Here is a 13,525-nt window from a genome sequence, read left to right as displayed (position 1 = left end):
TAAATAAATTTTTGCTCTCTTTTAGAGAGCTAATATTTTCTTTTCCTGAAGATTTAAGAAATAGAATGCTTGAATTTATATTTCTAAAGTCTTCAAAAGTAACTAGTTTAATTGAATATAACCAAGAAAAAGAAAATTGAATTGATTTTTCTTGTAATTTAAATAAAAAACTTAGGGAAAAGTTAGAAAATCTAGATTATCCCTTAACAAGACTGACTAATAAAGTATTTTTTTATAGAAAAAAATGAACTTTAAACCAAGGTGTTTTTTCCCCTAGAATTGAATCTGAACTTTTAGTGGAGTTAGTAAAACAGTGAGTTAAAGAGCTTAAATTAAGCTCTTTTACCTATTTAGATTTATGTTCTGGAAGTGGAGTGATTTTTTTATCTGTATTAGAAAATTTAAAGAAAGAAATTAAAAAAGGAGTGGCAATTGATTCTTCGTTTAAAGCTTGTAAGAATATATTTCAAAATCTTTCTTCATCATTTAAATCATTTTCAATTAATATTTATCTAACTGATTGAGTTAATTTTTTGAATTCCAATAGTAAATGAGAGGTAATTACTATGAATCCCCCTTATTTGAGTGAAAAAGAATTTAACAATAGTAAAGTATTATGTCAAGGAGATCCTCAATGATCTTTACAAGCTAAAAAAGATGGTTGATCTCATTATGAAAAGATATTAGAGTTTGTTAAAAATAATTCTTACTGAAAATTAATAGTTTTGGAGTGCAGTGAATTTCATGAAGAATTATGAAATCAAGAAAATTTCACAGAATATTCTTTAGAAATTTATAAATACAGGGATTATTTAGATAAATTTAGGGCAGTAGCCCTAATTAAAAAATAATTAATTTTTTAAAGAGAAATTTTCTACAGAATATTTATCTGATGAAAAACCTTCTCTAATAATTACTGGCTCAATAGAGATAGGTTTATAGTTCTTTCTATTGAAAGTCATTACAACTGAACATAATTGAATAGGACCTTCTTCAGCTTCTAATTTAAATTTTTCTTCTGGATGAAAAAATTTAGAAATAATGCTCTCTTTTTTTCCACCAATAATTCCGCAGGAAGGTCCAGTCATACCAACATCAGAAATATAGGCTGTACCTTCTTGTGTAATTACGTAGTCATTGGTAGGTATATGAGTATGTGTTCCTAATATTGCGGATACTTGTCCATTAAATGCTCATAAAAAAGCATTTTTTTCACTAGTAGTTTCAGAATGGAAATCTACTATATGAAGCTCTTTTTCTTGACTTTTTTCTTTTAATTGAGCTAAAAAATCATCAAATACTTTAAAACAATTAGTTTGTTGATTTTTAAATGCAACACTAGTTCCTATTAAATTAGTAATTCTTATATTTATTCCATTATGTTGGAATGCTCTACTACCCATTCCTAAGTTATAGTACTTAAAGGAAGAACTTAAATTTAAAGGTCTTACTATATTTTTGTAAGTACTAAAAATTTCTTCTAACTCTTCGGTTTTACTTCAGGAATGATTCCCTAAAGTAAAGAAATCAACTCCATATTCAGAAAGACTTCTTAATATTCTAAGAGTTATGCCCTTGCAATGGGCAGAATTTTCTATATTGGCTATTACAAAATCAATTGAATATTTTTTTTTAATCTCTGATAAAAATCTTTTAATTGAGATTCTACCTGGTTTTCCAAAAATATCACCAATAAAAAGTATCTTGAAAAAATTAACTGTAGAGTTAATTTATTTAAGTTGGAACTGTCATATCTGAAAATATTTTTGAAAATAATAGTTTAGATTTGAATTTAACTCATTGACCTGGAGAAATAATTTTTTTAATATTTAGATTTGCATCTTTGAAATCATTCATCTTATTATTAATTTTGAAAGTTAATCAGAATCCATATATAGGTATAAATAAATTAGCAAGACTAATTACTAAATAATTAAATGATCTTGCTTTAAAAGAAAGGAAAGAGGTAAGTAGAGAAATACCTAAATTTAAAGAAGAAGAGATAATAGAAAAAATAAATACTGGTTGAACTAATGTTCAAAATTTAATAGCTTTATTAAATAAATTAATTTCTTGGGAAAAGAAAAGCTCATGTCCATGCCCATTTATGAAAGAACTAGCATAAGAAGGTGTTGGTTGAATAGAAGTTACTGGAGTTCTTTGTCTCAAGTTACTAAAAACATCTGCTATGAAACTTTTATTAGGTAAAAAAGAATAGTAATATCCTTTAGGAAGATCATTAATTAAATATAAGTGATAATAACCCATAGAGAAAATTAAAAAAATTCAACCTAAAGAGCTTAATAAATTTAGATAACTAGAAAAAACACTTAATTTTTTCGAAAAAAATAAATAATTCATTTTTTATCTAAGAAATCATTATCTTTTTAAAGATTAAGTAATGATTCCTTTATTACAAAAAAAGATGATTTTTTTAACTTTAACGGCATCTGCTTCCCCATCATTAACTATGATTAAATTTTCTTCTTTAGATAATTCATCTCATTACAAAATTATGGTGAACTATAATGGGCAAGCTGATTTACTGTTAAGCTTGCAGATACCTCCAGATTACTATCCTTATCAATTTAAACAAAGAAGTTTATATGATTATTTAACCAATATCAATAAATATATTATTGCTGATAGTAAAACATCAAATGATAAGCAAGATATAGGTAAAAAAATACAAGAACGAATAAATGAATTAATTAGCAATATTAAAGAATTTGGCCCTAGTCTTTGAAATGAAGATCTTTATGAAGGGGGATTAGTTACTAAAAATGAGCAAATGTGATCATCTAAAAAAACAGATTATTTATTTTTAGAACAATTTATTTTAGATGATTCAGCTAGTCCCTTGTATTTAGCTGGTACTCTACCTAAACATAAAAATTTGATAGTTACTAACTTTAGAGCGGCAAGAGATCCTTATACCTTATTTAATGAAGAAGTATATAAGTACTTTCTCAATAAATCAAAAAATCCTAATTCACCGAGTGCAGGAACTGCATCCCAAGAAAGTAATAATCATAAATTAGCATCAAAAATTTATGAGTACTATAAAAAATATTCTAAATTAAAGCCCAATACCCTATATAGAACAGCTAAATATATGGATTTTTGAAATTCTTTTTGCAATACTTTAGATAACTTACAACAAAATAGAGGAAAAGAAGCAAATGAATTAGGAGAACTTAAGAATTTTATTTCTTTACCAAAACAAAATGAAGCTATCTTTTCTACTTATAGTGATATTAAAGAAAAACAAGATTCTAAATCTAAAGCTGATAAAGAGATAGCGGAATTATTTGAAACTTTCATTTTTGATGATGAAGAGAAAGAAATTTTAAAGGAATTTGTTGATAGAGAAAATGGCTTCAAAATTAATTATTTAAATAATGGTATTTCTAAAGTTTCTGCTCCAGAAAATAATTCAATTTGTAAAACAGAATTAAATTCTAGTCCTGGAGTTTTAGCCCATCATCCAGCATTAGAACATTCAACTATGCCCGGATCTAGTCCTGTTTCGGAAGGCACACAGAAAGATTTAATGGTTTATTTGGCTCAAATTGCAACATCTTTGTACAATATCTCTCAATCAAATGAGTTTGCAAAAGATTTTGAGAAAGATTTCAGAAAACAATATATTGAAAATGCTCTAAAAAATGCTCTCTCTATAGTAAATAACTATAAAGAGAGATTAAAAAAAATTAGAGAATTTTTACAAAGCGCTAAAATCGTTGATTCTAATTTTGATCCAGAAAAAGAAAAATTTACAAAAGACCAATCAAAAAGTGTTGCAATTATTTCTTATCCACCGGCACAATTAGGAGCTGGAAATTCAACAATACAAACAGTATCTAAATATCCTTTTCTCTATAGAGAATTAGGCTTAAAAGAAGTTTTACCTAATTCTTTAGGTCAAGCCGCAATAAAACAAGTATCTTCACATACTCCTAAATTAAATAAAGATATTTTTGGAGTTGATGATAATGGATGATGATGGAATTTAGGAGATTTTAATTTTGAAGGAAGTCAATTATCTGAGTTTGAACAAACAGCAGATTCCATTATTTTTGTAGCTACAGAGGATGATTGAAATATTTTAAAGTCAGATGAAAATCCAAAATTGGAATTTTTGAAAAGACTCCTAAAAAATGAAACACAAGCAACAAATTCTACTGTTAGCTCTAAATTTAGCTATAGTAATTATCATCTTTGAAATGAAGGTTTAAGATCCCCAATAGCTTTAAATCTTTTATTGGACAATTTAGTTGATTTATTAGTGAAGCAATTTGGGATTAATGTTGATAATGGCAATAATGGAGCGGAAAATTTAAAGCAAAAATATCAAGAAGCTTTAGATTGGGGAAATTATTGAAAAACTACTTTTATTAATAAAAATTCTGTCGTTAATGAATCAAAATAATTTCAATTATTTTTTTAAATTTTGTGTAATTTCAGAACTTAAAATTCTAAATGAATTTGGAAAATTATTTTCAAAGCTCAAATAGCTTGAGTTTTGGGAATTTTTTTATGTTTTTTATAAAAAACATTTAGTTGATTTTTAAGCTATAATTTCTTTTTTTCAAACCAATCCTTCGGTAGAGGGGATTGGTTCTTTTCTTTTTATTTTGGCAGCAATTTCAATAACTGTCTCTTTTGGTCCGCAATTTTTGGCAATAATGAAAAATAAAAATACCTCTTCTATCGATCTAAAAGTATTTCTTTTGCATTTTTCAATTGGGTTATGTTTCTTTTGCGCCACTATCGCAGGCCTTTGCAACGGCAACGGCACTGCGACTGCTGGCACTTACTATACAAATCATATTTCTTGATTATATGTAAATGCATTCGTTTTATATACATGTGGAAAAATAATTCTCTTGAAATTACAAAACGCGAATAAAGCTAAAAGGTGCTCCATGTCGGAAGTACAATTTTGCAGCTCAAAGTTGTCTTCTTTTAGTCAATAAAAATGTTTTTGTTTTATTCCGCGGCTACAGTAGCAACAGTTTTTGGAGCTCTTGGAGCTACCTTTTTGTTTGTTGTTTCATATATTCACTGAAAAGTAGCTTTTGATTCTAAAAATACATCAGGATTAATAACAAAATTTTTAATCTTCTCATGTGTAACTGCTATATTATTTATTGCAGGTAATCTTTTTGATATGGGTGGAACTTCTTGAGACTTCAGCACAAAAGGTATTTCTTATGCTATGATTGCAGGAAATGTCTTTTCTTTTGTAGCTAATTTCTTGGTTTTCAAATTAAAAAAATCTAATATGAAAGCCGCAAAAGAAGCTGGTTTGTCTGAACAAGATTACTATTTAAAACATGTAGCACCAACTTTATCTGCAAAATAAAGCAAAAAGTGATTTAAATTTCATTTTTTCAATCCCCTAAAAGGGGATTGATATTTTTTTAATTACTAGGAATTTAAATCAGAAACTTTATCATCATATTTTTATTTCAGTATTTTGTGAATCTTTAATATTTATTGATCAACTTCTTACTTCGGGAATTATCGATTTGTAAGTTTTTTATTTTTCATGTCTAATCAAATATCTTCAATTTAATTTCATTTTTTAAATAATTTCTAATTGTTTTTATAAAAACTTTTGAAAATAATTTATTCTTTTCTTCATTCAGTTTTAGGTTTATGATTTTCTAATAAAAATTTAAAAGTGCTTTCTATATCTCCAAATCTCAAATAATTTCATAATTCCTTATAAATATTTTCATTAAAGTTTGAAATTTTATTAGGTTCTATTTTGTCAGCTATTATTAATATTTTTCCTATAATACTTGATTCTCTATCAGGATAGGTATGATTTGTAATAGCTAACAAAACTTCTTCATCTTTTAATAATTTATTTCTTTTTAATATAAAAGAAGCAACAGGCCCATGAAGACCTCAAGCTTCTTTTAATAATTCTTCTTTATTTCTATTAATAAATATTTTTTTAGAGTAAAAAAGTAATCTTCTAAGAGTTCAATTTTTACAAAAATCATGATAAGCGCAGGCTAGTAGTAACTTATTTTTTTCTTTTTCATTTAATTGAACTTTAGAAGAAATTAAATGAGCTGTTTCTAAAACTCTAATAGTATGTTCAAATCTTTTTAGAGTCTGTTCTTTAAAAGTTTTTCTCAAAGCTTTATTGATTTCTGCTAAATTATTAATATTTTTTTCTTCTAAATTATTATTTATTCATTTATTAGAAGATATATCATAGAGTTTCATTTTTTTTGTTTTTTTATTAAAACAAAAAAGACCTAGTAATTTTTCTTTTGGAAAATCCAACTCATTTTGTTCTAATAAATTTTTAATTTCTTTCAATTTATTAATTTCTAACAATAAGAAAAATTTATTTAGATTTTTTGTTAATTCATTAAATTGATTTCAAATTTTTTTTTCTAAATAAAAAGAATTTTTAAGTATATCTCCTAGCGGAGATAGTACCTTTTTATTTACTACAACATTTAAATTTTCAAGAAATAAATTTAATTCACAAAGATTAAGTTCTAAATCTTTGTTTTTTTCTTCTTTTGAAAGTAAAAGAATTTGTGAAATAGAAAAATTTGATATCAAATAGGGAATAATTTGAGATTGGAATTTTTTGTCATTACTTATATAAATTAAATGAATATTTTTGAGAGATTATTGGGAAAGAACTTTAAGTTCTTCTTGACAATATTTCATTAAGTTAGTATTAATTTCTTCAGCTTTTGGACCAACAATTAATTGAACATGTTTATTACCTATTCATTTGATAGCTATTACACCAGCCTTTTTTAGACTTTCTTCATTTACTTTTGATTTATCTTTAATGTCATATCGAAGTCTTGAGGCGCAATTTTTGTAATTAATTACATTATCTCAACCTCCAAGACCTTTTTTGAAATAAAAGATATTTGGGGGCAATTGACTTTCTTCTTGTTCTTTATTTTCATTTTGATTTATCCCTCCAGTCTCACTTTGTTGATCATATTTGCAGAATACGTAATAAAATACTGCAAAATAGATAAGAGCTAGTACAGAACCTACTACTGCATATCAATGAAAATTAGTACCTTTTTTGTAAGGTATAACTCCATTAACTATTAGTTCTATAAATCCACCTGAGAATGTTGTAGGAATGTGCGCTCCTAATAAATTCATAGTTCAGAAGGAAACTCCACACATAGCTGCATGGAATCAAAATAATTTAGGGAATTTATGCATAAATGAGAATTCTACAGGTTCAGTAATACCTAATATAAATGAATTTCAAATTCCTGAGAAAGTAGACTTTTTTGAAGTTTCATTTCTCTTTTTAGAGCTCAGATAAATTGCAAGAGCTGCAGCAGGGAGTGCAAATTGCATTATTGGAAATTTACCTTGAGTAAATTTACCAATTTTTAATTGCATGTCATGACCCCAACCACTTCCATTTCCTCCGAAAAATTCAAAAACTTTTTTTCCATTTGAATTACCATTTTTTACTAATTGACAAATATCTTTGAATTCATTGGATGGCAACGATAGGAAAGAAGCTCCTATTAATGCATCTCCTTGTAGTGGAAGAGAATTATATGATGAAAGACTTAAAGCTTGAGATAGAGCTATACCTGAATTTAATTGCGAAGAAGAGCAGCTTGAGGAACAATTTTGAGTGCAGTCTGATCCATTTATTAAAGCTTGGGAGACATCTCCACCCAAAGGACTATATCAAAAGAGAGAGTTCAAAATATGGTGAAGACCTGTAGGAATTAATAATTTTTGGATGAATCCAAAAAAGAATGAATCAACTCCATAACTTTTAGTTATGATATTTCCTAATCAAGATAATGCATAACTTATTCAAGGTCAAAAAATTACAGAAAATAGTCCAACTGGAATAACATATAGGCAAGAGATTAAAGGAAGTAATCTATTTCCCGAGAAATAAGACAAATAAGTAGGTAATTTGATATTTGAATGATTTTTGATAATATATGGAATTAGAACACCACCTATGTAAATAGGTCCGAAAACGGAAGTATTTACAGTAGTGATTCCTAGAATACGATGTATTAATCAAGGTTTATTTCGACCTTCAGTATTAAAAGCTATTGTTGGTTGTAAATTTGCAGTATGACAGAATAGACATCCACAACTTTTATCCGTCATATGGCTACAATATGCTCCATTTTGGGAGCAATTGTTAGAATTATTTTCAAAGCTTATAAAAGCTGACTGAAAATAAATGAAAGTCAAGAAGGCCAATAAAGAACATCAAATGGCAATTCCAATCTTTTTTTTGTTGAAGGCAATAGTAAATGAAACGCATAGTAGAATAGGAAAAGCTTGCAATATAGGAACAGATAAAGATCGCAAAGCTTCCCCTAGTCGCATTTCAAATGAATTTTTTACTTGCCCATCAGTCAATATTCCGGCAATTGACAAGAAAATTTGTACTACAGCCATTGTTGCTACTGGGAGCATAAAAGCTCCCGAAATAGCAGATAACTTAAGTTTTAATTGGCTTTTAAATTCTTCATTTATATTGAATTCTTTCCACAACATTTTTTTATTGAAGTGGAATGGTTAGCTAAATAATTTTATGTCATTTTTTATTTTTTAGCTAATTAAGTAAATGAAAACTTTTTAATCATGACAATGATAGTCAAAAAAACCAAGTTCTACGACAAAAAAGAACAAGAGAAGTTAGACAAAATGAAAGAAAACAAAAAGGTAATAGAAAATACATTTTTAGTTTTCTATAAATCTAGAATTTTCTCAAATAGATTGAATTATGAAAACTTTTTCCCCGAAAAATATATCAAATATTGGGAATTTTATTTAAGTGAAATTCAATTGGCTTTGAACCAAATTTCTATTCATGAAAGAGGTTTTCTAGAAAATTGTTATTTGAAGAGAATGGGACATAAAGATATGTTTTTATCTAAATCATCTTATTATAGATGTTTAAAGAATTATTCTGCAAAATTCTTATCTTTTTTCGATTATGAATTTTTTCATAAGACTTTATCTGATATTTACAATTCTTCTAATGATCCTTCTTTTTATCTGCCCAGAAAACCTGAAGAATGTTAAATTACAGTAACAATCCCTTAGTAACCCTTAAAAATTATACAATTACTTTAACTCCCAATAATGAACATTTGAATGTAAATGGAAAATTCCATTTAGAAAGTAATATACCTTTAACTGATAATTTAATAGAAATTTCTTATTTATTTCCCAAACAAAAAGTAGATAAATTATTTTTAAAAAAGAGTACAAAAGATATTTGTTTTCCCCATTCACCGGAATTAAATTGTTCAGTTTATGAAAATTTTGCTTTTATTGATATAAAGAATGATTCTTTATTTTCAAACAAAAGAAAAGACTTTTCTCTTATTCCTTTTACAGTAAACTTTGATATTAATTCTTATTTAGAAAATAAGAATAATTATTTAGAGAATTTTTCAGATTTTTATCTTTTAAAGAAACAATTAAACAATATTCAATTAAAAAACCAATTTGATTGAAAAAATGTTTTTATTGAAGATAAAAATTTTTCTTCTAGATATAAAGAATTGAATATATTAAATAAAGTAATTTTTAAATATAAAAATCCACCAATTTATTCTTATTATCCATTAAGAATGTATATAGATAAATCTAAAAAAAGAAAGTTTAATTTACCAATTTTGTATTTTCAAAATATTTCAACATTGGAAAATATTGGACTAATTGATAAAGACAGCTTTCAAGGAAATTTATCTTTTTTTAACAATATAAATGAAAAATTTTATTCATATACATTAGAAAAAAGTGATTTTGATCTAGAACATAATATCAATAATTATTGAAAATTAGACTTTTCTTCTAATCTTTTTCATAAATTATCAGAAAATGTTAATGATTTTTCTAAAGCAGAATTGGAATTAAATTTTTACTTTCATGAAAGAAATAGAAAAGAACTGGTTAACTTAATTTTTTATTTAAAAGACAGTAATAATGAAATAGAACAAAAAGATATTAAAAATTTATGAAAAGTTTCTTTTCATCCAGAGGAATTTAATTTAGATGAACTTGTTATTGATTCGCAATGAAAACAAGAAATTTTATAGATATAGAGATATAAGTACTATAGATTTTTTAAATTGTTATTTCTATGTTTTTGTTTGGTTGAAGGAAAAGAATAGCTTTATTGCTATGTTCTTTTATATTTTTAGGTTCTGTTAGCTATTTAACAGGAACTATTTCAAATGAGCAAAGAAATTTCAATAATCAATCAAACACTAATTATTTAACTAAGAGTTTTTTCTATAATTCTTCTCCTTTAAGACTATTTAATAGTATTTTTAATATTTCTCTACCTAAAATGGTGAAAGAAAATGCATCACATAATATTCAAAAAACTTTTTCTTATATGAAGAAAGATAATTTATGAAATCAAATTAAGAATACTATTAAAAATCAAATTTTTAAAAAAATATTTTCTTTGAGGCCTGAACTTAAATTTGATCGACAAGATTTAATAGGAAATATCTTTTATAAATGAGTAGATGAAAACATTCTATGAGTTATTGTCAAATTTAAATTAATGGTTTTTGATAAAAAAACTTGATTTTATGACAATTTCGCGGTAATCATCAATGAATAAATAGTATTTTTATTAAAAATTAGAATGGAGACTTACCCAAGTGGTTAAGGGGGCATCCTGCTAAGATGTTAGGTGGTTAAAAGCTGCGCGGGGGTTCGAATCCCCCAGTTTCCGCCATTTTAAGTAAATAAATTACTTCAAAAGGTTTTAGATTCTACAAGATATTTAATTAGCTCTATTTTTTCTTGAAAATTTTGGTATTCACTGCTAGGAGTTAAAGTTAATTCATAAAAATTATTTTTTCGCTCAATATTAGAAATATTTTTAGTTATTTCATTTTCTCCTTTTATTTTTAAATAAGTAAATTGTTGATGAGTTTTTGGCTCAATTTTGTGATAACTATTATTTGTTAGATAGAGCTTTAATTTATTATCTTGAGGATCAACAATTAACTTATTATTTTCAAATTTTTTAACTTTAATAGCAAATCCTGAAGATACAAATATAATCGATGAAAAACCAAATATAGAGAGTATTTCTTTTAAAAACATTAAATATTTAGCAAATTATCTAAATTAATTTGGTTTGGGAAAAAGTTTTTTAAATCACTATCATGTTCACAACAAACCAAAAAATTTCTACTAGAAATAATTGGGAAAATTGTTTTATATATTTTTGACTTAATTCTCTTATTAATATGTGAGGTAACTTCATCTAATAAAAGAACTTTCTTTTCTAAAGAAAGCAAATTTAGCAAATTTATAAATTGTCTTTGACCATCACTAAATTTTTGTTCTTTAATGTTTTTTCCAATAGGAATATTTAGTTCTTTAGCTAGCTCTAGTATTTCATCTAAAATCTCAGAATTTATAGATTCATATAGTTTTTCTCATTGAAATTCTTCAGAAATAGTTTGATTATTTTGATAGACAATTAATTGATTGAAAGATTTTTCAGAAATATCTGAAATCTCGATATTATCAAAGAAAATAGAGTTTTCTGGTAATTGCAATTTAGCTGAAATTAATTTATATAAAGTACTCTTTCCAATTCCGGATGATCCTATTAAGAAAGTATTAGGATAAATGGTCAAATTTAAATTAGTAAAAATATCTTTTTTGCCATTGTGATAATTCAAATTTTTTAGTTCAATAAATTTAGGTAGAGATATTTTTAATTTCTTATTTTTTGGAATATTGTCATTAAATAGTAATTCTTTGTAGTTTTTTAGAGAAGAAATATATTTATTTCAACTAAAACTAGTTGAAATAGATTTATCTAAAGAGCCATTCAATTGATGAAAAATTATTCCAGCCAAAATAATATTTGTTGGACTTATATTATTTTGGAAATAAAAATAACAACCTATTAAGTAAATAGCAATATTTAGGGAATAATTGAAAAAGAAATTTAATTTAGAAAGCATTATTTTATGAGTACTTAATTCTTTATCAATTAAGTTATGATGTAATAACTCATCTTTTAACGACTTATTTAAAAAAATAAATTTATTGTAATTTCATTCATTTTTACAAAAATGATTGATAGTAAAAAATAATTTTTGAATATTTAGATCATTTTTTCATATTTCCGATAATTTTCTACTATCCAATTTATAAGCACAATAAAAATGACCCAATTTAATGAGAGCCATAATCAGAATTATGCAAAAGATTCAAGTACCCAAAGAGATCAAATAAAAGAAGAGAAATAGAGTAATTAATAATGAAGAAATTAAAAGACTAATAATTTCTCCATAAAACAGAGATAAATTCTTGATGTATTGATGAGTCATTAAAAATTGATTTTTATTTAATTTAGAAAAGAAAAAATTCTTTTTATTTTCTAAATTTTCAAATAATAATTGATATAGTTTTTTGAAATATCATTGTTTATTGCGTAAATAAAAAATATCTTTTAGATATTCAGCTGTAGTTCAAGTAAATATAAGTAAAGCTGCTCAGAAAATAATTCCAGCTATATTGCCTCAATAATTACTTTGTATTACATCCTCAAAAATAAATTTGTTAATTGCAAAGCTAATTAATAAAAATACAAAAGTTATTAGTTCTATTGATATACTTGCACATAATTTAGGAAAATCTAAGAGAAAAATTTCTTTTTCTTTGTGGTAAATTTTTTCTTTTTCATCTTTTCAGTCTTCTACTCTTTCAATAAGTAGTATTTTTCCAGAAAATATTTGACTTAACTCGAGAGGAGTTAATTTAACTTTCCCAATGGCTGAATCATAAATTACGAAGTTTTTTAATGTTTTTTTGGAAATAACAAAATGTTCTCTTCCATCCTTAAGAATTATTAATAAAAAGAAATTTTTAATACTAAGTTTTATTAGCTCTTGCATTGTTATTTGATAAGTTTCTAAATGAATTCCATATTTTTTATTAATGCCTTCTAATTCGAAAATAGAAAGGCCTTCAGAAGAAATATTTACTTGGTTAAATATTTCTGTTCTAGTTATTTCTTTTTTAAAAAAATGTTGTATTAATGATCTAGTGACTGAAATTCCACAGTCATTATCATTTTCTTGATAATATATCTTCATAAATATGATCTCCCCAATTTATTAATTTCTGAAAATTTAAAAAAGTCAATTTATTTTTAAAAATATATAATTAAGTTCATAGAAAGGAAAAAGGTCATGCATTGTAGATTTTGTGGTTGTTTTGGAGTAAATTGCCCCCATTGTTGTGCATGCAATGGATTTTCATGTCATTGTTTTGGAGGGGGTATTGGTTGTCATAGAGGAGTTTGCTGTGGGGCTGGTTCTATTTGCCATGATGCATGTAGTAGAAGTTGTTGCTCTGATTGTTCATTAAGTAGTTGTGGGTGTTCTGATTCTTGCTGTGGAAGTAAAAAAGATTGTTGTTCTGAAAGTTGTTCCTGCGATAAAGAAACTAAAGTAATTTAGCATTTTTTAAAAAGTTC

General features: G+C 25.4%; 14 protein-coding genes and 1 tRNA gene. 8 read left to right on the top strand and 7 right to left on the bottom strand.

Translation table 4 applies throughout. The features are described 5' to 3' along the window. Nucleotides 1-11 precede the first annotated feature (11 nt). Nucleotides 12-851: a N5-glutamine methyltransferase family protein gene (locus tag PRV_RS02760; protein WP_022770623.1), complete on the top strand. Its 840-nt coding sequence runs from the start codon at nt 12-14 to the stop codon at nt 849-851. Here the strand turns inward: PRV_RS02760 and PRV_RS02755 are convergent, their stop codons facing one another. Both PRV_RS02755 and PRV_RS02750 read right to left on the bottom strand, forming a co-directional pair. Continuing rightward, nucleotides 852-1,703, bottom strand: a complete 852-nt coding sequence (locus PRV_RS02755) for a TIGR00282 family metallophosphoesterase (protein WP_330216745.1) — start codon at nt 1,701-1,703, stop codon at nt 852-854. Between the two features lie 31 nt (nt 1,704-1,734). Then, nucleotides 1,735-2,361, bottom strand: a complete 627-nt coding sequence (locus tag PRV_RS02750; protein WP_022770613.1) for a hypothetical protein — start codon at nt 2,359-2,361, stop codon at nt 1,735-1,737. Between the two features lie 40 nt (nt 2,362-2,401). Between PRV_RS02750 and PRV_RS02745 the strand changes: the two genes are divergently transcribed. Next, on the top strand, nt 2,402-4,432 hold the full coding sequence (locus PRV_RS02745; protein ID WP_022770612.1) for a hypothetical protein: 2,031 nt from the start codon (nt 2,402-2,404) through the stop codon (nt 4,430-4,432). A 138-nt stretch (nt 4,433-4,570) separates the two neighbouring features. Here the strand turns inward: PRV_RS02745 and PRV_RS03085 are convergent, their stop codons facing one another. Beyond that, the gene (locus PRV_RS03085; RefSeq protein ID WP_201765367.1) at nt 4,571-4,816 is read right to left on the bottom strand and encodes a ubiquitin family protein; all 246 of its coding nucleotides are present in this window, start codon (nt 4,814-4,816) and stop codon (nt 4,571-4,573) included. Nucleotides 4,817-4,981: 165 nt separating this feature from the next. On the opposite strand from PRV_RS03085, the gene PRV_RS02735 reads away from it, so the two are divergent. Continuing rightward, nucleotides 4,982-5,368 carry a hypothetical protein gene (locus PRV_RS02735; protein WP_022770609.1) on the top strand — a complete coding sequence of 129 codons (387 nt, stop codon included), beginning with the start codon at nt 4,982-4,984 and terminating at the stop codon, nt 5,366-5,368. A 266-nt stretch (nt 5,369-5,634) separates the two neighbouring features. Here the strand turns inward: PRV_RS02735 and PRV_RS02730 are convergent, their stop codons facing one another. Both PRV_RS02730 and PRV_RS02725 read right to left on the bottom strand, forming a co-directional pair. Further along, nucleotides 5,635-6,594: an HD domain-containing protein gene (locus tag PRV_RS02730; protein ID WP_022770608.1), complete on the bottom strand. Its 960-nt coding sequence runs from the start codon at nt 6,592-6,594 to the stop codon at nt 5,635-5,637. A gap of 69 nt (nt 6,595-6,663) precedes the next feature. Continuing rightward, a complete protein-coding gene (locus PRV_RS02725) occupies nt 6,664-8,550 on the bottom strand; it encodes a PTS transporter subunit EIIC (RefSeq protein ID WP_022770606.1) in 1,887 nt (628 codons plus the stop codon). 93 nt (nt 8,551-8,643) lie between these two features. Between PRV_RS02725 and PRV_RS02720 the strand changes: the two genes are divergently transcribed. The 4 genes from PRV_RS02720 to PRV_RS02705 all read left to right on the top strand — a co-directional run bounded on the left by PRV_RS02720 (nt 8,644) and on the right by PRV_RS02705 (nt 10,756). Next, nucleotides 8,644-9,081 carry a hypothetical protein gene (locus PRV_RS02720; RefSeq protein WP_236608066.1) on the top strand — a complete coding sequence of 146 codons (438 nt, stop codon included), beginning with the start codon at nt 8,644-8,646 and terminating at the stop codon, nt 9,079-9,081. After that, the gene (locus tag PRV_RS02715) at nt 9,075-10,103 is read left to right on the top strand and encodes a hypothetical protein (RefSeq protein ID WP_022770600.1); all 1,029 of its coding nucleotides are present in this window, start codon (nt 9,075-9,077) and stop codon (nt 10,101-10,103) included. The genes PRV_RS02720 and PRV_RS02715 overlap by 7 nt, the downstream gene beginning before the upstream one ends. 44 nt (nt 10,104-10,147) lie before the next feature. Then, complete coding sequence (locus PRV_RS02710) at nt 10,148-10,639, top strand: hypothetical protein (RefSeq protein WP_022770597.1); 492 nt, start codon at nt 10,148-10,150, stop codon at nt 10,637-10,639. Between the two features lie 26 nt (nt 10,640-10,665). Beyond that, a tRNA-Ser gene (locus PRV_RS02705) sits at nt 10,666-10,756 on the top strand. 2 nt (nt 10,757-10,758) lie between these two features. Here PRV_RS02705 and PRV_RS02700 read toward each other — a convergent pair. Beyond that, nucleotides 10,759-11,130: a hypothetical protein gene (locus PRV_RS02700; protein ID WP_022770595.1), complete on the bottom strand. Its 372-nt coding sequence runs from the start codon at nt 11,128-11,130 to the stop codon at nt 10,759-10,761. Next, nucleotides 11,130-13,142, bottom strand: coding sequence for a cysteine peptidase family C39 domain-containing protein (locus PRV_RS02695; RefSeq protein WP_022770592.1), 2,013 nt, complete (start codon nt 13,140-13,142; stop codon nt 11,130-11,132). The genes PRV_RS02700 and PRV_RS02695 overlap by 1 nt, the downstream gene beginning before the upstream one ends. Before the next feature lie 96 nt (nt 13,143-13,238). On the opposite strand from PRV_RS02695, the gene PRV_RS03010 reads away from it, so the two are divergent. Continuing rightward, on the top strand, nt 13,239-13,508 hold the full coding sequence (locus tag PRV_RS03010; protein WP_144062320.1) for a hypothetical protein: 270 nt from the start codon (nt 13,239-13,241) through the stop codon (nt 13,506-13,508). Nucleotides 13,509-13,525 lie beyond the last annotated feature (17 nt).

This window comes from Mycoplasma parvum str. Indiana, from assembly GCF_000477415.1.
Classification (GTDB): domain Bacteria; phylum Bacillota_I; class Bacilli_A; order Mycoplasmatales; family Mycoplasmoidaceae; genus Eperythrozoon_A; species Eperythrozoon_A parvum.
Note: the sequence above shows the minus strand (reverse complement) of the source record. Positions and strands in the feature narration are given on the sequence as shown.